Annotated in this window: 21 protein-coding genes; 7 read left to right on the top strand and 14 right to left on the bottom strand. The window is 43.0% G+C overall.

Annotation, left to right across the window (positions count from 1 at the left end):
• Window positions 1-26: 26 nt before the first annotated feature.
• The 7 genes from OIT90_RS02565 to OIT90_RS02535 all read right to left on the bottom strand — a co-directional run bounded on the left by OIT90_RS02565 (window position 27) and on the right by OIT90_RS02535 (window position 7,206).
• A complete protein-coding gene (locus OIT90_RS02565; RefSeq protein ID WP_212042517.1) occupies window positions 27-1,445 on the bottom strand; it encodes a response regulator in 1,419 nt (472 codons plus the stop codon).
• The gene (locus OIT90_RS02560; RefSeq protein WP_474892223.1) at window positions 1,439-2,881 is read right to left on the bottom strand and encodes a sensor histidine kinase; all 1,443 of its coding nucleotides are present in this window, start codon (window positions 2,879-2,881) and stop codon (window positions 1,439-1,441) included. The genes OIT90_RS02565 and OIT90_RS02560 overlap by 7 nt, the downstream gene beginning before the upstream one ends.
• Window positions 2,878-3,879 (bottom strand): sugar-binding protein, encoded by a 1,002-nt coding sequence (locus OIT90_RS02555; protein ID WP_474892222.1) that lies wholly within the window; start codon window positions 3,877-3,879, stop codon window positions 2,878-2,880. The genes OIT90_RS02560 and OIT90_RS02555 overlap by 4 nt, the downstream gene beginning before the upstream one ends.
• 68 nt (window positions 3,880-3,947) lie before the next feature.
• Complete coding sequence (locus OIT90_RS02550) at window positions 3,948-4,403, bottom strand: GNAT family N-acetyltransferase (protein ID WP_247543816.1); 456 nt, start codon at window positions 4,401-4,403, stop codon at window positions 3,948-3,950.
• A 118-nt stretch (window positions 4,404-4,521) separates the two neighbouring features.
• Entirely contained in the window at window positions 4,522-5,121 is a 600-nt protein-coding gene (locus OIT90_RS02545; protein ID WP_474892221.1) for a bifunctional 4-hydroxy-2-oxoglutarate aldolase/2-dehydro-3-deoxy-phosphogluconate aldolase, read from the bottom strand.
• A complete protein-coding gene (locus OIT90_RS02540; RefSeq protein ID WP_212042526.1) occupies window positions 5,093-6,109 on the bottom strand; it encodes a sugar kinase in 1,017 nt (338 codons plus the stop codon). The genes OIT90_RS02545 and OIT90_RS02540 overlap by 29 nt, the downstream gene beginning before the upstream one ends.
• An 86-nt stretch (window positions 6,110-6,195) precedes the next feature.
• Complete coding sequence (locus OIT90_RS02535; RefSeq protein WP_039181927.1) at window positions 6,196-7,206, bottom strand: LacI family DNA-binding transcriptional regulator; 1,011 nt, start codon at window positions 7,204-7,206, stop codon at window positions 6,196-6,198.
• Window positions 7,207-7,464: 258 nt separating this feature from the next.
• On the opposite strand from OIT90_RS02535, the gene kduI reads away from it, so the two are divergent.
• From kduI to OIT90_RS02510, 5 genes are all read left to right on the top strand, one after another.
• Window positions 7,465-8,292 (top strand): 5-dehydro-4-deoxy-D-glucuronate isomerase, encoded by an 828-nt coding sequence (kduI, locus tag OIT90_RS02530; RefSeq protein WP_260774931.1) that lies wholly within the window; start codon window positions 7,465-7,467, stop codon window positions 8,290-8,292.
• A gap of 8 nt (window positions 8,293-8,300) precedes the next feature.
• Complete coding sequence (gene kduD, locus OIT90_RS02525; protein ID WP_212042536.1) at window positions 8,301-9,071, top strand: 2-dehydro-3-deoxy-D-gluconate 5-dehydrogenase KduD; 771 nt, start codon at window positions 8,301-8,303, stop codon at window positions 9,069-9,071.
• Between the two features lie 103 nt (window positions 9,072-9,174).
• Window positions 9,175-10,641: a spore germination protein gene (locus OIT90_RS02520; RefSeq protein WP_212042538.1), complete on the top strand. Its 1,467-nt coding sequence runs from the start codon at window positions 9,175-9,177 to the stop codon at window positions 10,639-10,641.
• A gap of 3 nt (window positions 10,642-10,644) precedes the next feature.
• Window positions 10,645-11,745 (top strand): GerAB/ArcD/ProY family transporter, encoded by a 1,101-nt coding sequence (locus OIT90_RS02515; protein ID WP_474892220.1) that lies wholly within the window; start codon window positions 10,645-10,647, stop codon window positions 11,743-11,745.
• Window positions 11,742-12,887, top strand: a complete 1,146-nt coding sequence (locus OIT90_RS02510) for a Ger(x)C family spore germination protein (protein WP_474892219.1) — start codon at window positions 11,742-11,744, stop codon at window positions 12,885-12,887. The genes OIT90_RS02515 and OIT90_RS02510 overlap by 4 nt, the downstream gene beginning before the upstream one ends.
• A 13-nt stretch (window positions 12,888-12,900) precedes the next feature.
• On the opposite strand, the gene OIT90_RS02505 is transcribed toward OIT90_RS02510, so the two are convergent.
• Both OIT90_RS02505 and OIT90_RS02500 read right to left on the bottom strand, forming a co-directional pair.
• A complete protein-coding gene (locus tag OIT90_RS02505) occupies window positions 12,901-14,298 on the bottom strand; it encodes a glycosyltransferase (RefSeq protein WP_474892218.1) in 1,398 nt (465 codons plus the stop codon).
• A 136-nt stretch (window positions 14,299-14,434) separates the two neighbouring features.
• Window positions 14,435-15,799 (bottom strand): sugar porter family MFS transporter, encoded by a 1,365-nt coding sequence (locus OIT90_RS02500; RefSeq protein ID WP_144467984.1) that lies wholly within the window; start codon window positions 15,797-15,799, stop codon window positions 14,435-14,437.
• Window positions 15,800-16,056: 257 nt separating this feature from the next.
• Here OIT90_RS02500 and OIT90_RS02495 point away from each other — a divergent pair, with 257 nt between their 5' ends.
• Both OIT90_RS02495 and OIT90_RS02490 read left to right on the top strand, forming a co-directional pair.
• Window positions 16,057-17,022: an LCP family protein gene (locus tag OIT90_RS02495; RefSeq protein WP_058837502.1), complete on the top strand. Its 966-nt coding sequence runs from the start codon at window positions 16,057-16,059 to the stop codon at window positions 17,020-17,022.
• Window positions 17,023-17,186: 164 nt separating this feature from the next.
• Window positions 17,187-18,068, top strand: coding sequence for a Cof-type HAD-IIB family hydrolase (locus tag OIT90_RS02490; RefSeq protein WP_404527621.1), 882 nt, complete (start codon window positions 17,187-17,189; stop codon window positions 18,066-18,068).
• Window positions 18,069-18,124: 56 nt separating this feature from the next.
• Here OIT90_RS02490 and OIT90_RS02485 read toward each other — a convergent pair whose 3' ends face one another.
• The 5 genes from OIT90_RS02485 to pgsB all read right to left on the bottom strand — a co-directional run bounded on the left by OIT90_RS02485 (window position 18,125) and on the right by pgsB (window position 22,455).
• Entirely contained in the window at window positions 18,125-19,348 is a 1,224-nt protein-coding gene (locus OIT90_RS02485) for a C40 family peptidase (RefSeq protein WP_251181001.1), read from the bottom strand.
• A gap of 108 nt (window positions 19,349-19,456) precedes the next feature.
• On the bottom strand, window positions 19,457-19,627 hold the full coding sequence (edmS, locus tag OIT90_RS02480) for an extrachromosomal elements maintenance protein EdmS (RefSeq protein ID WP_087976066.1): 171 nt from the start codon (window positions 19,625-19,627) through the stop codon (window positions 19,457-19,459).
• Entirely contained in the window at window positions 19,624-20,790 is a 1,167-nt protein-coding gene (locus tag OIT90_RS02475; protein ID WP_144491559.1) for a CapA family protein, read from the bottom strand. The genes edmS and OIT90_RS02475 overlap by 4 nt, the downstream gene beginning before the upstream one ends.
• 18 nt (window positions 20,791-20,808) lie before the next feature.
• Window positions 20,809-21,258 carry a poly-gamma-glutamate biosynthesis protein PgsC gene (gene pgsC / locus OIT90_RS02470; protein ID WP_007497520.1) on the bottom strand — a complete coding sequence of 150 codons (450 nt, stop codon included), beginning with the start codon at window positions 21,256-21,258 and terminating at the stop codon, window positions 20,809-20,811.
• 15 nt (window positions 21,259-21,273) lie between these two features.
• A complete protein-coding gene (gene pgsB / locus OIT90_RS02465) occupies window positions 21,274-22,455 on the bottom strand; it encodes a poly-gamma-glutamate synthase PgsB (protein WP_039181962.1) in 1,182 nt (393 codons plus the stop codon).
• Between the last annotated feature and the right edge of the window lie 143 nt (window positions 22,456-22,598).

Below are 22,598 nucleotides of genomic sequence, written 5' to 3'. Positions count from 1 at the left end.
ACTTCTGCACTTTTTTATGAAATTCTTCATTTTTTTACGACCTGTTTTCGATATTCCTTCGGTGAACAGCCAACCATCTTCTTAAACACACGGCTGACGTAATTAGGATCTGTATATCCTGCTTGATAGGTAATTTCTTTTAAGCTAAGCGAGCTGTCTTTGAGGAGCTTTTTGATTTTATCCAGCCGGCAGTTTGTCACATACTCTTTAAATGTCAGACCCGTCTCGTCTTTAAATCGTTTTGTGAAATAGGTTGGACTTAAATCAACATAAGCGGCCGTTTGCTCAAGTGTGATCTGTTCACAATAATGCGTTTTGATGTAACGTTTTGCCCGCTCAATGTCATTGATGGTCTGGGTTCTCGCTTCGTACACGTCAAATAGGTGTTCACAGCACTGACGGCATTCAGCTGCGGTGCTGATTGTCAATATTGATAGTTCTGTACGGAGACGTGATTTGAAGAGAATCAGCAGTTCCTTTACTTGTGAAATCGTCGCCCCCTCTAATTGGAAAGCATCAAATAAAGCCAGCGCATCCTCTCTTCTCCCTTCCTCGAGCGCCTGCATCATGCTATCCGCAAGGTCTGGCAGATGAATCAATGAACCGAGCTTTATGTCTGTTTGGTAAAAGCCATAACGAACAACGCCGCCACTCTTTTTTCGCTGATAATAGGAAAGCTTAGCCTCTGCTGCACTTTTCTGAAGATGAAGCGGGTTTGAGACTGGGTGCCCTATGCCAACGACAGTTGAAGGCTGACCGTTTGTCATGGCAGCTCGAATGGCTTGCAGCACCTCTGCCTTAAGCTGACCTGGTCCTTGCTGACTATAAATGAAGCATGTAAACAGTTCACCCCCCATCTGAACCTTCACCGTATGAAATTGTGCAGATTTCTGTAAATCGTTCAACAGCTGATCCCCGCCCGTCCGCTGCACCGCGATGATAAGACCTGCTTCATATTCGGAAAATAGTTGTTGAAACTCCATGGAGGTATAGGATTGACCGTTCATGATATGGGCTTCAAGCCACTTTGACTGCTGATCGGCCGCTGCCGCCTGCCGCTGAGACGCCTCCTGCTTTATTTCCGCTGCTACAAATCGAATGGCTGCGATGGTTTCGTCTTTATCAGCTGGTTTGACCAGGTATTGTTTCACCCCTTCTTGCATCGCTTGCTTGGCGTAATCGAATGTATCATAGGCTGTCAGCATAATGAATTTTGTATGAGGACTGCTTGCTTTGATCTGTTTGATCGCCGTCAGTCCATCCATGCCAGGCATCTGGATATCCATGAGCACAAGATGAATGGGCTCAGATCGCACGAATTCAACCGCCTTCTTTCCATTTTCCGCTTCTCCTGCTATATGGCACTCTGGAACCCATTCGGTTAAGAACTTCCGCATCGCTAGTCGTTCTATTTTTTCATCATCGACAATCAGCACGTTCAGCATGCCGGTCCCTCCTTCATCGGAATAGCCAATTGTATGGTGGTGCCTTCGTTTGGCTTTGAATCAATTTGAAGGGCATTTTGCACCCCGTAAAACAAACGCAGTCTTGACATCACATTTCGAAGACCAATTCCTGTTGAGTGACCTTTACTCAGGATGTTCGGATCTTCCTCTTCTTTTTCTGACAGCAATCTTCTTTTCTCCAATTCATTGATGCCCATCCCATTGTCCCGAATCCGAATCATCACATAGCCGCCTTCTTGATAGATTGAGAGCTCAACAAGTCCCTCTTCCTCCTTTGGTTCGACACCATGAATGAAGGCATTTTCGACAAGCGGCTGTAAGGTGAGACTTGGGATATGTACAGATAAACACGATTCATCGATGGACGTTTTGCACGTAATACGATCGGCAAATCTCGTTTCTTGTATATGAAAATACTCTTTCACCACTTTCACTTCTTGTTCCAATGTAACGGATGTACTCAGAGCAGACAGCGAATACCGCATCAGCGTGGAAACGGATTGAATCAACCTCGATGTCGCTTCGGCTGATTCTAAGTAAGCCATACGTGAAACGATGTTTAATGTGTTAAATAAAAAATGCGGGTTCATTTGGTTTTGCAGCGTTTTTAGCTTCATGTCTTTGATTTTTTGATCCAATGCTGCCTTTTGTTTGATCTCTTCAATCATCATTTTCATCTCTTGCCGCATTCGCTGAAAGGCTTCATTTAAAACAGAAATTTCATCCTTTGAGGTGACAAGCAAATTCGCTCCATCAAAATTTCCTTCTGATACTTCTTTTACGCTTCGGGACAGATGAACAATGGGTCTTGATATCCCGCCAGCAATCATATAAGCCATCCATAATGCGACCCCGATTGATAACGTAAACAGGCACAAGGTAAAGAGCGCATAGGTATGATGCCTTTTTTGAAGAGATTGATAGAGTACTTGATATTCAGATAATTCATCATCAAGCAGGGTCATCGTCTGCTCTTGTATATAGGAGGAGACGGTTCTCACTTCCTTCACACTTGCAGCATATTCTTCGATTTTCCCTTCTTTTACATGTGTCATGGTCGCATCACTTTCATTGATGAGCGTCCGTATCATATATTGATATTTTTCAATAGAAGGAATCGCAGCATGAAGCCCGGCATCCTTTCGCAGCGCTTGATCGTAGGATTTCATTTTCTGTTTTGACGTAAGATATTCTTTGGCAAACTTCCGATCCTTTTCAATGGCATAGGCATTGACTTTTTCATACATCGTTTTCGCTTCTGTCGATATATCATTGAGCAGCAGAAAAGAACGGAAGCTCCTGCTATATTCTGATGTGATTTTTGAACTGCTCCAGTAGACAAAAAAAGCGGCTACGTTGCCAAGAAGCACGAGGATTAAAAATGCCAATAACAGCTTACTTCGAATCTTTCTCATGGCTGCATCCCCTGCTTTCTGTCTGTTTGCTGAAGAGGCAGATCCCCGCGCCGGATCACACTCGTTCCCGTGTACTGAAGCGGTTCTTCTTTTTCACCTTTTTGCAAACGAACAAGCGATTCAACCGCTTGATAGCCCATTTCATAAGGATGCTGCACGACCACGGCATCAATCGTTCCATCATCAAGCGCCTGAATCGTATCAGGCAATGTGTCAAATGCAAGCACATAAAAATCAGTGGATGATTGATACTGTGCGATTGCTTGAATGATGCCTGCACCATCTAATGCACTTGTGCCATAAAATGCGGTGAGCTTCGCATGATCGTTTAATAGTTTATAAGCGGCACCTGAGGCACCTGACTTCGTAATGGCTGATTCTTCTATTCCAGCAATATGAATGCGTTTTTCAGCGGAGACGGCATCTCGAAAGCCTTTGACGCGCAGCTTTTGATGAATGGCATCCAGCCTGCCTGTGACAATTCCTACATACTGTTCACCTTTTGTATCTGCGATGAGTGCCTGCCCTGCGATAAAGCCTGAATAGTAATTGTCCGTTCCTACATACACTTGACGTTTGCTCCCTTCTGCATCCGTATCGATGGTGACGACATCAATTCCTTTTTCCCTCGCCTTCTGAAAAAGCGGTTTGTATTTTTTCGCATCAAGTCCCTGCGTCATAATGCCATCAACATGCCCAGCGATCGCCATATCGATGGTTTTCAGATGATCGTCGACATCCGCTTGCTTAGGGCCCAAATATTCTAGATACACGTGATGAACGTCTGCCGCATCAGCAGCTCCTTTTTGTACAAGCTGCCAATATTCGTTATCAAGTTCCTCCGGTACAAGGACAAAATGGTATTGATACGTTGACGCTGTTTTATCGGAAGCGCTTTCAATTTTAAATAAATCTTGACCTAATAACGTTAAAAAGATGACAGATACCACACAAAATGTGAGAAATGCGCTCATTCCGATCCACTTAGATAATTTCACCGTATCCTCCTCCTTTTCACTATTTCCGCATAAAAAAAGAGCTGCTTATAAGCATACTCTCTCGACCTCTATAATTCCTTTGTCATAAATAAACTGTTTGGATCTTCTTGATATGTACCAAAAGGCGGACAATACTGAAAGCCAGCGCTTTCATATAGTTTTCTTGCTGGTTCAAAGAAAGCCATTGCCCCTGTCTCTAAGCTGACACGTGTATACCCGCGCCGTTTTGCCTCTTGGAGAAGATGATTCAGCATATACCTCGCTACACCTTTCCGCATATGGAGGGCTGCAGTTCTCATCGATTTGATTTCCCCATGTTCACTTGACAGCTCCTTTAACGCTCCGCAGCCAAGAAGCTCCTCTCCATCTCGCACACTCCACACGGTGACATCTTGTTTTTTTAAATCAGTTAATGGAAGGGCGTGAATGCTTTCTGGCGGCGAATGCACCTTCATTTCTTCTATATGTGCAGTAATCAGCTGATCAATTCGTCCATCCGTAAGTTCATCTTGTAGAATATACATTTCCATCACTCCTTCCCGATCATTGTACGTGAAGAGTTGAATGGTTATCTGCTGTTATGTCAGATAACCGAACAAACAACTGGCATCTACACCCAATTGTTTGTTCGGTTACAAGTATTTATGAGGAAAGAACGGCTTGTAATTCCTCTGCTGTACTGTTTTCAAGCTGACTTCCGACACCGACAGCCACCGCGCCTGCTTGAAGCCACTTCGGAACATCAGCTGGATGAATGCCACCCGTAGGAATAAATTCAATCTCTGGAAATGGACCTTGCAGGTTTTTCATATAGGATAAACCGAAGGAGCCGCTTGGGAAAAGCTTGAGCAAGCCGTAGCCATCTGCTTTCGCCTGCATGATTTCACTCGGGGTGAGAACCCCTGGTACATAGAGTGTGTCGTAAAATGAGAGATGTTCTCCAATCATAGGAAGATATCCTGGACTGACGATAAACTGTGAGCCTGCCTCAACAGCTGATTGTGCCTGCTCCAGTGTCGTAATCGTTCCCGCTCCTACAATGAGGTCTTGCTCCTGCTGAAAGGATGCGATGATGCGTTCAGCATTTGGCGTGGTATACGTCACTTCAATAGCACGGACCCCTTTTTTCTTTAAACGCTCAATCTTTTCAATGCCTTCTCTTTCACTACCCGCTCTCACCACCGCGATCAACTTACAAGACGCGAGCTGCTTTTTAACGCTCAAACTTGCTGACTTTCCCATATCTCTCATCCCCTTTCATATAATCCCGCCTTTGATATCGTTTGGCTTCTTTCATAAAAGCTTGAAGCTCCTCCCGGGTAGGCAGTCCATCCTTATCGCCAGGAGACATCACTGCAAGTGCCCCAACCGCATTACCTCTTGTCACGGATTTTTCATTTGATAAGCCGTCAAGTAAGCCGCTGATGACCCCCACTGCAAATCCATCACCAGCTCCGACTGTATCTACGACATCCTGCACATAAAATCCATTCACCATTCCTTGTCCGGCTGCACTTTTATAAAAGGCACCTTCTGCCCCTAGCTTAATGACCACTAGCTTGACGCCTTTTTGCAAATAAACATCTGCAATTTCTTCTGGCTCGTGACAACCCGTGAGCCTTTGCCCTTCTGCAAGCCCTGGAAAAAACCAATCCACTTGCGAGGCGATTTGATTCACCGTCTGAATCATGTCCTCCTCCTCTTCCCATAGCTGAAGCCGAAGATTTGGATCAAATGAAATGGTTTTGCCTGCTGCTTTCATTTCTTGAAGGGCACGAAGAGAAAACGCTCTCATTTCACTGGATAGGGCAGGCGGAATACCAGTCATATGAAGGTGGCCTGCCTGTTTGAAATAGGTGGCGGGAAAGTCGCTTGGACTCATTGTGCTCGCAGCAGAGCCTTTCCGATAATACGTGACGTCAGGGTCTCCATCGATCACTTTTGATTTAAGTAAGATGCCCGTTTGAGACCCATCATTTGAACGGAGCACTGCACTTGTATCGACCCCTTCTTTTTGAAGCTCTTCTAAAATAAATGTGCCAAGTGAATCTGCTCCGACTTTGCTCATCCAGCCCACATGAAAGCCCAGCCTCGCCAAACCGACAGCCACGTTACTTTCTGCACCAGCAAGCGCCTTTTGGAATGTATGCACTTGATGAAGCTCCCCAACTTCCTTTGCATAAAACATCGCCATTGATTCCCCAAATGTGACCGCATCCAATGCTTTCACTCATTTCTCCCCTTTCTCGGTACCGGTTTCAAATCAGTTGAAAAAGAGAGAGCATGCACGTCTGTATACTCTTCTCTGCCTATCATTTATAAAGATTTCCTTACAATGATTTCACCATCAAGCTGAATCGTTTGGGGCGCACTTTCATCCCCTTCAAGCCGTGTCTTGATTTTTTGCATGGCTGCTTTCCCCATTTCATGAGATGGCTGGGCAACCGTTGTGATTCCAGGTCCAATCAGCTTATACCATTCTGTATCATCAAACCCTGCAATGCCGATCTCATCAGGAATCTTCATCCCAAGCTCTACAAGTTCACTAATCAGCTTCAGCATGAGTAATCCATTGCCAGCTAAAATCGCTTTTTTCTGTTCGTTTGATTGTAGAAAACGGACAATCTCTTCGCGCATTTGTTCCTTTTGCTTTAAATCAATTTCTGCAATGATTGGCTTCTTATGTTTACTCAAAGCTGTCTGTTCATATGCTTCCTTTCGTTCTTCACGAGGACTGATTCCATCGACAGGCTCAGTAAAGAATGCGATGTGATCATAGCCTTTCTCATACATTTGTTGAAGCAGCCGGATTGTGATATCACGGTTGTTCGTGGTCACTGTGTCGACTTTTAGTTCAGGCAGCTTCCGGTCCACAAGAACAATCGGCACACCGTTTTTCTTAAACTCCTCCAGAATGTCATTGTTCTGTCCTGTCGTATTGATGATGAGCCCTTCAATATAATGTGCATTCAGCTTAAGGAGCATTTCCCGTTCTTTTTCTGGACGATTATCTGTGTTGCACACCATGATACTGTATCCATATTCATCACAAATCTCTTCAACTCCGCGAAGTGTTGCCACAGAGAATGGATTCGTAATGTCGGCTACAATAAACCCAATGACCTTGCTTTTTCTGACTTTTAGTCCTTGAGCAAGCTGACTCGGGCGATAATGGAGTTCCTCAATGGCTTTCTTGATTTTTTTTACCTTTTCTGAAGAAATTTCATTTGTTCTGCCATTGATATATCTGGATACAGTTGATTTTGAGACCCCTGCATAAGCTGCTACTTCGTTAATGGTCACTTTCGTTTGCTTTTTCTCTTTCATTCAAAAAACTCCCACAATTGATCTTCTCATTTGGTTCGAAACCGATTTCAAATAAACTTAAAAAGAGCATATCATAATTGATGGCATTTCAGAAGATTTTTTTGCATGATGATGGCAAAAATTCGTCTAATCAGATAAAAAGAAAGCGATTTCAAATAAACGGTTGACGGCGCTCTCTTTTTCCTCTAGAATTTTCCTTGAAACCGATACCAAATAAATATCAATATTTGTTTCAGATGGAAAGGGAGGCTTATCCAAATGGAAAATCGTTATGCTGTACATCCTGAACAGGTCAAACGTTTTACAACAGAGGAACTTCGTCGTCATTTTCATATTCCTACGCTATTTGTCAGTGGTGAATTAAAGCTCTATTACTCTCATGAGGATCGCGTGGTGATTGGCGGAGCCATGCCGGCAGCAGAGCCGCTCACACTAGATGCTGGGGACTTTTTACGAACGGAGTATTTTCTTGAAAGACGTGAAATCGGGATTGTGAATGTCGGCGGACAAGGAACAGTCACTGTTGATGATGAGGCCTTTGTGCTGGAGCATAAAGATTTCTTATATATTGGTCTTGGTCACGAAGATGTACAGTTTGCTAGTTCATCAGGAGAGCAGGCCAAGTTCTATCTAGTTTCAGCCACGGCTCATAGAGCGTACCCTACGCAAAAAGCAGCCATCGCTGAATTAACACCAAACCACTTAGGGGAAGCAGCTGCTTCCAATGTGCGAAACCTGTATCAAGTCATCCATGCAGACGGCATCCAAAGCTGTCAGCTCATGATGGGAATCACTCAGCTGGAAACCAATAACACGTGGAACACGATGCCTGCTCATATTCACGATCGCCGGATGGAAGTGTATTTATATCTTGATATCGAAGAGGATGCACGAGTCTTTCATTTTATGGGGGAGCCATCTGAAACAAGACATCTTGTTGTGGCAAATGAGGAAGCAGTCATTTCACCTGCCTGGTCCATTCATTCAGGTTCAGGTACAGCGAATTATTCATTTATTTGGGCAATGGCGGGCGAAAACTATACGTTCAAAGATATGGACTTTGTCCCAATGGATCAGCTGAGGTAACGAGGGTGATGACATCATCATATGCAGCGTCCCTCTTTTCCCTTGAAGGAAAAACAGCACTTGTAACAGGTCCTGGAACCGGTATTGGGCAAGGTATTGCCGTGGCGCTTGCCCAATCAGGTGCAGATATCATCGGCACATATCATCACACACCGCTTGAAGAAACAAAGGCACTTGTCGAACAGGCAGGCCGATCATTTCATGCGGTTCAAGTTGACTTTTCTAGCCCTCAGTCTGCAAAGCAGGATGTCGACGCCATATTAAAGAAGCACACGATTGATATTCTAATCAATAATGCTGGAACCATTAAAAGAGAGCAGGCGGCTCACTATTCAGAGGAAGATTGGCATACGGTCATGGATGTGAATATCAACAGTCTTTTTTTCCTCACGCAAAAGGTTGGACAGCAGATGCTGAAAAACGGGCAAGGGAAAATCGTCAATATCGCCTCCCTTCTATCGTTTCAAGGCGGCGTCTTTGTCCCCGCTTATACAGCAAGCAAGCATGCTGTCGCAGGGCTGACGAAAGCTTTTGCCAACGAATGGGCGAGCCAGCATATTCAAGTGAATGCGATTGCGCCTGGGTATATTGCGACCAATAACACACAAGCCATTCGTGACGATGAAAATCGAAATGAAGAGATTCTCAAACGAATCCCTGCCGGGCGCTGGGGAAAACCTGAGGATCTAGCCGGTGCTGCTGTTTTCCTTAGCTCACCAGCTTCTGATTATATGAACGGCCACATTTTAGCTGTTGATGGCGGCTGGCTTGCGAGATAATAAGACGAGAGAATTCCTATTCGGGGATTCTCTTTTTTCTATTTGCATAATTCTCCACCTTCCGAGTCACTCTATAAAAAACATGTGATGAGGGTGAGGTATTATGAAAAGTCGCATTGAACAAGATATAGCGTCCGTCATTAAGCGTGTCAAAAGCTTTGCCGGAAGAAGTGATGATATCGTGTTCCACTCTTTTTCATTTGGTCCTTCCACTATGTCTGCATGTCTCGTGTACGTTGAAGGACTCACAGAATTTGAGATGCTTTCTAAGCAAATCATTTCACCAATGCAAAAGGAACTGGACATCACTGAGGTTGGTTCTACTACACTTTCCTCCCTTTCAAAAACGTTCTTTGGCATTCAAAGTGATGTGCTGGATGATATGAACCTTGCCATCGAGCAGTTATATAGCGGCAAGGCTATTTTATTTGTAGATGGAGCGGATCAAGCACTTGCACTCCATACAAATCTTTTTCAATTTAGGGAAGTAGAAGAGCCGCAATCTGAAGTTCTTGTAAGAGGACCGCGGATCGGATTTATTGAGAATCTTGAAAAAAACACGGCTTTACTCCGTGAACGGGCAAACGACCCAAATCTTGTGATTCAAAAGGTGAGTATCGGTACTCGCAATAAAAAATCCGCTGCCCTTGTGTATGTTCGTGATATCGCTGATCCTAAACTAGTAGAAGATGTTCTATCACGCATGGCCGAAATCAAAATGGATGACATCCCTGAAACTGGCTATATTGAACAGTTGATTGAGGACAGTCACATCTCCATTTTCCCACAGATTCAAAACACAGAACGTCCTGACCGGGTGATTGCATCTGTGCTAGAAGGCAAAGTCTCAATTTTGCTCGATGGGACTCCTTTTGCCCTTATTTTACCTATGACACTTACAGCTTTGATGCAATCACCAGAGGATTATTATCAGAGGTGGACAAGCGCGACTCTTTTGCGTTTACTGCGTTATATTGCCGTACTGCTCACGATTTTTTTACCCGGGCTTTACATTGCACTTGTCTCTTATCATCCCGGTTTATTACCGACAAGAATGGCACTCACCATCGCAGGCAGCCGGCAGAATGTCCCCTTCCCTCCTGTTGTCGAAGCCATTCTCATGTCTTTTACGATAGAGCTGCTGCGGGAAGCTGGACTACGGCTTCCAAGAGCCATCGGACAGACAATTGGGCTCATTGGCGGGGTTATTATTGGTCAGGCAGCTGTCCAAGCCAATATCGTCAGTGCCTTAATGGTGATTATTGTGTCGCTGACCGCACTAGCTGACTTCACGGCACCGTCATATGACTTCAGTTTCCCACTGCGTATTTTGCGGTTTATGGCCATTTTTAGTTCAGCCTTGTTTGGATTATACGGTTTAATCATGTGTTATTTATTTGTGCTTTGTCACTTGATGCAGTTAAAGACCTTTGGTTTCGACTATTTCACACCAGTATTGTCTTCACCGTTTTCAGATTTAAAGGATACGTACGTTCGTTTACCAATCGGGCTATTTAAATCCAGACCAAAAACAGCAAAAATAAAAAATCTCAAAAGACAAGGAGATTAAACGATGTACAGACCTGAAAGGCTATCATTGTTACAAGTAACCATCCTCTGCAGCTCTACAATGATAGGCGCTGGAATTTTAACCATTCCACGCAGTTCTGCCAATTCAGGATACCCTGATGGCTGGATCATTGTATTAATACAGGGCGTCATCTTTGCTTTCGTTGCTTTTTTGTTGGGCTGGATTGCCGAAAAGAATGCACCAGACACCATTTTCGAGTCAAATACAAAAGGAGCGGGCGCATTCTTTGGCACAATCTTTAATTTAATGCTGATCGCCTATTTACTAGGCATTGTCGGCTTTGAGGCACGTGTCCTTGGGGAAGTGGTTCAGTTTTTCCTGCTGCAATCGACTCCCATGACCGTGATTGTGATGATTTTTTTACTCGTGGCGATCTATCATTTGAAAAGCGGTATCTTTCCAGTCGTCAAAATGGTGACCTATATTTATCCGATCACCATGGTCATTTACATAGCGCTCATGCTGTTTAGTTTAAAAATATTTGATTTTGATTATTTGCGCCCTGTGATGGCGCATGGTTTTAAAGATTTTAGTAACCTGTTCTCTCAAACATTTATTCAATTTACAGGCTTTGAAGTCATTTTGTTTGTTGTCCCGCTCATTTATAAAGACAAATGGTCTAAGGCAAAATGGGCGGCTGCGATCGGGGTTGGGATTACTTCTCTTGTATATTCCCTCACACTCTTTATAGTGATTGGCTCCATGACCGTTGGTGAAACGAAATCTCTCACTTGGCCGACGGTTTCTCTTATACAAGCGCTTGAACTTGAAGGGGTGTTTATCGAACGATTTGATATTTTCTTACTGACGATCTGGACGTGCCAGCAGTTCATTTGTATGCTGGGCTTTTTCCAGTTTGCGATTAAAGGCTGCTTCACCGTTTTTAAAACAACCAATATAACGAGACTGTTATGGCTGCTATTTTTGATTACATCAGCACTCTCACTTTTCCCTAGAAATATCAATGAAGTCTTTTACTACTCTACTTTACTCGGCTACGCATTGTTTGCGGTTTTAGCCATTCCTTTTATTACTGCTATCCTGCTGATGATACGCAAAAAATGGGGAGGTCGTTCTACATGAGAGGCAGGCGTATACTGTTATTCTTTTTTTCCTGCTGTCTTTTCCTTCTATCAGCAGGCTGCTGGGACTTAAAGGATATTGAAAAACTATCGTTTGTACGCGGTGTTGGCATTGATGAACAAGATGAGAATGGAGTTAAGCTGACCTACCAAAACCTTGTACCGAAAACGGGCGGAACACAAGAAGCCGATTCTCCCGGCTATGTAAATGTCGTCTCGAAGGGAAAAAATGTGCTTGAGGCTGTCAGTAATGTCGCCTTGAAGGACCCGCCGATCTATAGTGATCACCTGAAAATCTTCTTGTTTGGCAGAAATCAAGCAGAGCATCACGATATTCAAGGAACACTTAATCATTTTATTCGAGATGATGAGGTTCGGCGCAGCAGCTATCTCCTCGTGTCACGAGGAGATGCGTCAAAAGTCATCAATCAAAAGTTAAAGTCTCAACAGAAGGTACCGGTTGAGCATATCTTTGAAACATCCAAAAACCGAAGTTTTAACGGAAAGATCGCACCGGCAACACGTATTGGCCGGGCGTCTGATTACTTTCAGATGGGCGTTAGCTTCCTTGTGCAAAGTGTAGATGTGATCGACAGTGAAATTATTTATGATGGGGCAGGAATCATAAATGGGAAAACGCGAAAACTGATTGATTTTATTCCAGCAAAAGATGTCCAATCTTTAAACTGGGTGATGGGCCGTATCACTGGCGGCGTTGTACCTGCCACCTACAAAGGTTATCCGATCACGTATGAAATAAAAAAAGCAAAAACGAAGGTCGAGCCCTATCTGAAAGACGGAAAGGTTTCCTTTAAAATTAACGTTCAAACAAACGGAAAATTATCAGAGGATCAATATCCTCCAGAAAACTCATACGATGAGCAGTACATCAAACGATTTGAGCGGCTCTTTGCTCATAAAATTAAAGAACGCATTCAAAAAGCAGTAAATCATGTGCAAAAAGAAGTGGGCGTTGACCCCATATTTTTAAACCAGCAGTTCCGTATGAAATATCCCGACTATTGGGATCAGCACGGTACCGAGTGGGATAGGCTATTCCAAGAAGCAGACATCGATTACGATGTCAAAGTCAGCATCTTGAATTTTGGTGCAGAAGGCGCAACAAAAAGCTTTAAATGGTAATGCCAAAAGGCGGTTATCCCAATGGGGAGCCGCCTTTTTTACGTACGACAATGAGAAGCTGATACAAAGTCACTTGATCAGACAACGATTTTGTTTGAAAGCCAAGTGATGCTCCTATTCTTGCCACCTCATCAAAAAACAATTGAACGTTTTGATCAATCTGTACATTGACCCGCTGCTCGATCACGCGTTCAAACAATTGGTCTGGGAAAAGCGCACGCATGGTGTTTGGTGTGAAGAACCGCATATGGGTTCGATCTAAAATTCCTACATCTTGATACGTAAAGTCCCCTGTCATCAAAGGAAGAAGCACCTCTGCATGCATCATGTTAGGCAGGCAGCAAATGATGACACCGCCTGGCTTTAAAGATGCGTGTGCTTGCTCAATGATGTGCCAAGGGTCTGACACATGCTCTAAAACATCTGAAAAAATGACCGCATCAAAAAAGGCCTCTTTCTCTGACCATGGGTATTCATCCGCATTTGCCTCAATCACTTCTTCGTAATACGCCTTTGCGACCGCTGCTTTTAATGCATCCTCCTCTACCCCGTACATGGTTACAGACTGCCGGTTCATCAATTCAAGCCCGGTTGCCCCTGCGCCGCACCCAACATCCAGCACACATGCAGCGTCCTCAGGGAGTAATTCCGCAAAATACGGATGAGGGGTGATCAAATTTAGATCCATGCCCCACTTATCTAAAAATCGAAGTCTGTTTTCAGTAAACAGTGTAGAGATGTTCGTTTCTTGATTGGCATTGAAGGTAGCATGACCATGATGATGCACAAAGGAATCATGCACAATTTGCAGCTGATATCCTTTCAGTAATGAACGTAAGCAAAGATCGTCATCCTCAAATGATCCATATACGAACCGCTCATCAAATAACCCCACATCCTCGATCAGCTTTCTTTTCACGAGCAAGCAAAACCCTACAAGCCGGTGCACATAAGTTCTCTGACCTTTTCTCTTAGACGTATATTCCTTAGCAAAGGCTGGGAGCTCCTTTACATCTGTATACGACGGCTGGACCATCTGAGGGCCGCTCACATAATTAGAAACGGGTCCCACCATCCCAATTCGTTCTGAAGCGAATAGCGCCTCTTTTAATGGAGGAAGCCAATTTTCCGTCACGATCGTGTCATTATTTAAAAAGAGAATGCTGTCTCCTGAAGCTTCTTTTGCCCCTTGATTACATCCCTTTGCAAAGCCTTCATTCTTTTCATTATCAATGAAAATCACATCATCCAGCTCTCTTACATATTCCTTCGTGCCGTCAGTTGACGCATTATCAACGATGATGAGTTCATATTGGTCGCTGATCGTATGCTGTTTAATGCTTTCGATACATGTTTTCGTTAAATGCAGTTCGTTGTACGTCAGCATGACAATGCTTGTTTTCCCTTTCATCTCATTTCCACCTTTCGCCCGCCTGTTCCATATGTATGTGATAGGAAGCACGTTCAGAAGATGAGGGAATGTCCTTTCTTGATTAAACGTTTGTTTAACATAGAAAAACCAGCTGCATACGGCAGCTGGTCATTGTTCACACTGTTTTCCCTTCGTCACCTGCGACGGCACGATTTCTCTTTTTTAAATCTTCTTCAATTTCTTCAAGACTTTTCCCCTTCGTTTCGGTTACTAAGTACCTCACAAATAAGAAGGCGCCTACACCGATGACCGCATAGATGAGGAAGAGATTACTGATACCAATCGCGCTTAATAAAGCTGGGAATGTAAGCGAGATGATTAAATTTCCTGTATGAAGAAGGAAAGTTGAAACGCCTGTACCGATTCCTCGGACATGTACCGGGAACAGCTCAGGAAGCATTACCCAAACGACTGGCCCCCAGCTGACAGCAAAGATGACGATAAAGAGACCTAAACAAATAACGGTTGTCCATCCTGCAGCTGTTGACCCTTCGAAAAATCGGTTGACCACTGACAGGACAATTAAACTAAGGACCATTCCTGCATTCCCAAATAGGAGCAGCGCTTTCCTCCCTACACGGTCAATGATTTTGATGGCAACAAACGTCATGATGACATTCACTGCACCAATTCCGACAGTTCCTAAAATCGCCGCAGAATTCCCAAAGCCAACACTTGTGAATGTTTTTGGTGCATAGTAGATGATCGTATTTGTACCGATAAACTGCTGCAGAAAGGCTAAGCCGACACCGGCAATCAATGCTGGGCGTACCCATGGCTCAAATAATTCCTTAAAACCGCCTTTTTCTTCACTTTCCGCCTTTTGAATATCCGAAATTTCTTCTTCCACTTCTTGCTTACTTTTTCTGAGATTAGATAATATCTCCTTCGCACGATCAGCCTGTCCGTGGACAAACAGCCAGCGGGGACTTTCCGGCATAAACAAAATCCCACATAACAAAAGAACAGAAGGAACAACCGCAATTCCAAGCATCAAGCGCCATGCCTCTGCATCCGCTAAAGCGTAGTTCACAATATAGGCTAGAAGAATACCAAATGTGATCATGAGTTGGTTTAATGAGGATAGTGCCCCCCGTGATTCCTTTGGCGCAAGTTCAGATAAATATAATGGAACAATCGTTGTCGAGCACCCGACAGCGAGCCCTAGTACAATTCGGAATAAAACCATCACTTCCGTATTCGGGGCAAGAGCTGTACCAAATCCGCCGATAATAAACAAAATCGCTGCGGCGATGATGGCTTTTTTCCGCCCAAATTGGTCTGTCAGCTTTCCAGAAAGAGAGGAACCGAGCATCGCCCCGATTAAAATCGAGCTGACGACAAGCCCCTCTGTAAACGCATTTAAACCTAAATCCTCTTTCATAAATAAGATGGCGCCGGAGATGACACCTGTATCATAGCCATATAAAGCACCGCCAAGGGCGCCGAAGAAATAAAGCCATCCATTCCGATTTTTCATGTTCATAACCCCACTTTTGTCTCTGTACTCTATGAAAAATCATTTTCCTCACTTCCTGTCATTTCAAACATTTCGATGTTTTATGACAAATATATTTCATTTGTATATCTTTGAAACTTTTTACGAGAAGGATACGTCAATTAAGCGTTAGTGAAAAAAATGTCGCACTATATCCCGTTTTAAGGTATATTTGTTTTAGTTTGTAAGCATAAAGAAGGACATCTTTACTATAAAATCATAGCGAGGGTTTAAAATATATGGATCAATCACGAAGTAAACGCAAAGGGAAAAAGCGTTTAAAACCATGGGTGAAAGTCACTCTTTTTATATTTGGTATTCTTTTACTGACGACCGCTTCTGTTACTGGCTACGCCTACTACAAAGTAACAAATGCTGCCAAAAAGGCTCAAGTATCTCTTGATCGCGGCGCACAATCTGTGAAACGGATTGAAGCATTCGATCCAGGAAAAGACAGCTTTTCTGTCTTGCTGCTTGGAATTGACAGCAGACCGGGCGAAACAGTGAAACAAGCACGAAGCGATGCAATGGTGTTGGCTACCATTAACCGCACAAATAAAACCGTTAAATTATTAAGCATTCCTAGGGACTCATACGTTAATATTCCAGGCCACGGTTTTGATAAAATTACTCACGCACACGCATTTGGCGGTGCAGATTTAACAGTGAGTACAGTTGAAGATTTACTAGATATTCCGGTCGATTTTGTCATCCAAAGTAATTTTGTAGCATTTAAAGAAATCGTCAATGAATTAAACGGTGTGTCTATTAACATCAAGGATGATTACCTTGTGAAACAGATTAAAAAAGATACAAAAGGCAAGGTTGTGCTTCAAACTGGAACTCATACACTAGATGGGGATCAAGCACTCGCATATGTGAGAACAAGAAAAGCAGATAGTGACTTAATGCGTGGACAGCGGCAAATGGAAGTGTTAAAAGCCATTTTTGATAAATCAAAATCTTTAACATCTATTCCGTCATACGATAATATCATTGATACACTCGGTGATAATGTGTCAACCACCCTTTCTATGAAGGAGTTAGTCGGTCTTTTCCCGCTTCTGACTTCATTGAAATCGGTTGATACCATCCAGCTTAAAGGATCTGATTACCAGCCAAACGGGGTTTATTATTACCAATTGGATCAAAACCAGCTGAACGAAGTGAAGACTGAATTGAAAAAGCAGCTTGAATTATCATAAATAGAAGCGTCCCTTTGGGGCGCTTTTTCTTATTTCCTTGATCATTCGCTCTTTTTTGTTTAGCCTTGATAGTGAGGAAACAACCATCCTTTTTTTATGAGAATAAAGGAAATCGTACATACTTTGAAGAGGCTATTGCATGAATGAAGGAGGATTTGACAGCGATGAAAAAAATGATTGCGATTGATCTGGACGGTACACTTTTAAATACAAAAAGTGAAATATCCGCTCAAAACCGAGAGGCATTGATTCGTGCGAAGGAAGCTGGATATATTGTGACCATCTGTACAGGGCGGGCAACTTTTGATGTAAAGGAGCTGCTTGGCGATTTGGACATCCCCATTATTGCGGCAAACGGCGGGACTGTCCATACAGAGGGATACGAGCTCTTCAGCCGAATCACATTGGACCAAGAAGCGGGCAAGCGCGCTGCTAAGGCATTAGTGGAACGAAACATTTACTTTGAAGTCTATACAGACGATGCTCTCCTCTCCCCTTACGATGGAAAAGAGAAGCTGAAAGCAGAATTTGATCTGATCGAAAGCGCAAACCCAAATGAGGATCTCGCTGATCTATGGGAGGGAGCCATGACGCAATTTAAACAATTTGGCATCAAACCAGTGGATGATATCCGTCAGATTTTTGAGTCGAATGAACCGACCTATAAATTACTCTGCTTCTCGTTTGATATGAACAAACTGACTAAAGCACGAAATCTTCTGGCAGACATGCCCGAGCTTTCATTGACCTCGTCTGGAAAACATATTATTGAGGTGCTGCCAAAAGAGTCTGGAAAAGGACATGCCCTGAAAAAACTCGCAGCCCATTATGGTGTAGACCGCTCACATATTTATGCAATTGGCGACAGCCCAAACGACCTTTCTATGTTCGAAGAAGCAGGCCACCGCATTGCAATGGGGAATGCGGTTGATGTCATTAAAGAAAAGAGCACTTACATCACAAAAGGGAATCATGAAGATGGTGTCGCTTATTTTATTGATCTTCTTTTACAAAATCAATTCCATGAAAAAAAGACGCTTGTCTGATCAGCGCCTAGAGAGAAGTAGAGAAGTCCGATCCAAGTATTGATCGGGCTTTTTCTTTATTTTTTGATTCTAACAGCCGTTTCATATTTGTCCTTCCAGTACGTACTTGTTTTCATATTGGTTAAGACAACGCCGTTTGAGACAGTCACATGAATGACTTGATTTGATCCTGCATAAATTGCCGGCATCAATGATGTCCCGCTGAAGAAGACAATATCTCCCGGCTGAAGCTCAGAACGTTTCACAGGCGTACCTGCTTTGACTTGACCTGATGCATAGCGAGGCAGCTCAATGCCAAGCACTTCTTGATACACGTACTGTGTGAACCCTGCTGTATCAAATCCTTGTTTTGGGTTCGTACCGCCTTTGACATAAGGGACTTCGCCAATATACGTAGCGGCTTTTGATACGATAGGGTCCTCTTTCGAAAGCTCCAGATCTGTTAATCGTTTCGCACCTGTCCATTTTTCGCGCCAATACGATTCAGACAAATAAGAAATTGTCACACTTTCAGAACGGCTCGCATGAATAAAGCGGTCGCCTCCAATATACATACCTACATGAGAAATTCCGGGTTTATATGTGTTGCTAAAAAAGACAAAATCTCCAGGGCGAATATCGTCTAATGCCACTTTTTCTCCAACAGCCCACTGCTGTTCAGCACTTCGAGGTAAATAAATTCCAAGTGATTTTTCAAATAAATACTGTAAAAAACCTGAGCAATCGAATCCAGTCTTTGGATCGGTTCCTCCAAATACATAAGGAATACCCAAATAGGTCATCGCATCTTTCACAAGAGGGTCGTCAGAAATGTCTTGTGTGCCGGGCAAGCGTTTGACCGCATAAAATCGATCAGTCCAATATTTGCTTTTACTGACATCCGTTTTCACCACACCTTGACTAAGCGTGATGTGAATGACCTGATCGTTCCCCGCGTACAACGCCACATGTGTTGGGATATCCTTCGTTTCTTCAAGGCTTCGGAAATACACAAGGTCACCGGGCTGCGCTTTATCCCATGATACCTTTTTTCCAATTTGATATTGGTCAATTACCTTCCGCGGCAAATCAAATGTTTCGGATGTCTTGTACACATATTGAATAAACCCAGATGCATCAAAGCCCGTTTTTGGATCGGTTCCTCCTTTATGATAAGGTGTTCCAATCAGCTTTTCCGCTTGCTCCAAAAGAGATGGTGTTTGAGCAGATACCGCTGGTTGAGACATGAACATCAGCCATACAAGCGCACACCCTCCGATCAACATTCCTTTCCATTTCATGATCCTTTCCCTCCTATCTTCTATAGTTTCGGCATGACACCATTCATTTTACACCCTTTTTCGACAAAAAAAGAACACGCGATGTGCGTGCCCTTTCTCCTATTTAGGTTATTTACCTGCTTCCGCTTTTGACTGCTTTTGCTGTTCAATTTTCTGCATTTCAACCGAAATCTTTTGTTTTTCGTGATCTGTCAGACTGTCACTAAATTTAAAAGCAGACATAAAGACAAAGACTAAAATTAACGCAACAAACGGCCAGCTTGCTTTTAGGAATTTCATTTCTTCTCTTTCCCTCCGTTTTCTTTTAAGTTTTTAACTTTATCAGCGTGATCTACTTCAAAGAAAATGTGTCCGTCTTTTTCTTTCCAATCCGCATTCGTTCCATTGGTCAGCATACGGATAATCGCTTTTGATTCAAGAGATCCTGCTTTTACTGGAGCAGGTGTTGCTTCTTTGATGTACATTGGGACAACTTCAAATGTCGCTTTTCCATCTTCATTCAGATGATACTGAACAAGTGCAGAATCACGTGTTCTTGACCAGCCTTGGTCAAAAATAAAGTTGCCTAGGCTATAGAAAATCGCCGTTCCGTTATAGACTTCCATTGGTTCAAGGACGTGCGGGTGAGCACCGATAATGATATCAGCTCCGGCCTTAGACATCGCTCTTGCCAATTCTCTTTGCCTGTCGTTTACTTCATTGTTGTACTCCTGTCCCCAGTGAGCATGAACAACGACAATATCTGCCTTTTCAGCAGCCTGCGAAATCATCGGAATAAAGATAGATGGATCGGCTGGCAGAATACCCGCCTGGCGATTCGTTGCTTTGAAATCTTTCCCATACACATCTGTAAAACCAAGCGTAGCAATTTTGACACCATTTACTTCTTTGTATGAAATGTTCTGCTTCGCATCTTGGAGGTTACGACCTGCGCCTGTATAATCCATGTCAGTTTGTTCAAAGGCATCGATTGTATTGTTCAGCCCTTTTTCACCATAGTCTGCCGCATGGTTATTCGCAAAGTTTAAGACAGAGAAATTCAAATTCTTCAATGCTTGGACAGAATCTTCATCTGTTTTTAAATGAATATTCTTTTGGGCTGCCTGTTCTTTATCTGTTGCGACTGGATGCTCAAAGTTTCCTGTCACATAATCTGACACATCAAAATATGGCTTGGCATAGCGAAAGAGATGCTCTTTACCATAGCGGTCTGTTACTTTCTCTACGTTTCTTCCAAACATAATGTCACCGACAAACGAAGCGGTCAGGATGTTTTCTGGATTCTTTTGTACAGTGGGCACTTGTGCTTTCCCGATAAACGTAAATAGAAATGTACAAGCAATGACGATCGGTAAAGCAATGAGTACGTGTTTATTCGTCTTTTTCTTTTGGTTCTTTGTGATTTTCAGCAGCTTTTCCTGAAAGCTCAATTTTTTATTCATCATTGGACACACCTTATCTTAAAATAGATAGTAAACATACATGATGGCAAATGTTGCACCACTTAGAAGTAACGTGCTTCCAAGGGTAATTGTAAGACCTTGCTTTTGAATCGTATTCGCAATCAATCCAGGAACGATGATTCCAATTCCGCGGAATTCTGCTATTTCAAATGGGACGACTGGATAGAAGAAATCAAATATCAGTTTTAAGGCAATCCCTGTAATCAGCATCGCAGCAAACTTTCTGCGTCCGTATAAAATCATGAATTTTGATAAGCCAAAACGAACGATCACATACGTAAGCAAGCTGACAGATAAGACGACTAAAATGAAGACTGGCTGATTAAATACGAGCGCCAGATAACCTGGGACAACAAGTCCAGCTGGTACGATTCCTGTTTTTTCTGCAAAGATTAAACTGAGTAGAACTCCTAAAATTAACGAGATATAAAGATCTGATCCGAACATTTTCTATATTTCCTCCTAGCTGACAAGCTGCTTAATTTTGTATTCTTGAATTTTTTCGATTAACGGTTCAGCGGCACCATGGATATTGCCGACTCCATAAACCACTCGATTATGAAGCTTTTTCTCAAGCATATTCATAATTTGTTCTGTAGATTGATATTCAAGGTTGTGTAAGTGGTCAGCCGGAATTTTCCCTTCCTCATATGCCTTCACAATTGGATCTGTTGTTTCACCAATTAAAACAAGGTCACTTGCTTCAATATAAGGAAGTACATCCTCCGCAAACTGGATCGTTCTATCTACTCGATCCGCACGGCAGTTCATAATAATAATCGGTTCATCTGTTGGATATCCAATTTCTTTCACACGCTTCCAAATGTTCAATGTAGAGGATGCGTCATTTGCCGCAAATCCATTTACAAAGTGTCCAGGTGTTTTCGCGTCCATTAATGGAAGAATTCTCATCGCTCCTGGATCAGGTGGCGCATTTAACATTCCTCTGAATGCCGTATCTTCATCAATCCCTAATGCTTGGGCAACACCAAGTGCCAGTGAAGCATTATCTGGGAAAACCATGTACTCAAATTTCCGCAAAAACTCATCAGAAATCTTGGAATTATCTGCAACAATGACTTCTGTGTTGCGTTTTTTCGCAATCTCTTTAAAGAAATCCGTATATTCACTATCCGTAATAACCAAGTGTCCATTGTAAGGAATTGTCGCTGTAAAGGCTTCTGCTATTTCATCAAGTGTTGGCCCCATGACGTCCATATGATCTTCAAGAACGTTTACGATTACGCCAATGTTTGCTTGAAGCAGCTCTTCCTGAAAGATAATTTGGTAATCTGGATTTACCGCCATACATTCACTGACGATGGCATTTGCTCCTCTTTCAACTGTTTCTCTCATAACTTCCTTCTGCTCTCCGATATTCGGTCCTTGCGGTTTCCTTTTAATCGGTTTCTCCTCTGGCGTATCCCAATAAATCATTCTTGCATCCGTTCCCGTTGTTTTACCGACAGTTTTATAACCTGCCTCCATTAAGATACCGGTTGTCAATCTTGTGACGGTAGACTTTCCGCGAATACCATTAATATTGACGCGCACCGGCAGGGCATCGATATTTTTCTGATGACGCTTCTTTTCAATAAAGCCAATCCCTAACATGATGACACAGGCTATAACGATTAACCACATCGCTATCTACATCTCCTTTTTTTATGAGTGTGATATGTAAATTCAATCAACAGTATATCTGTTCAGCATAAAATCACAATCGGTATTATGTAACATAATCTTTCACTTCCTCGTATGCCAAATTCCTCTAATCAAAAGGCTTT

It is taken from the genome of Bacillus sp. ABR, from assembly GCF_056172715.1.
The sequence above is the reverse complement of the archived record's forward strand: the minus strand, read 5'-3'. Positions and strand labels throughout refer to the sequence as shown.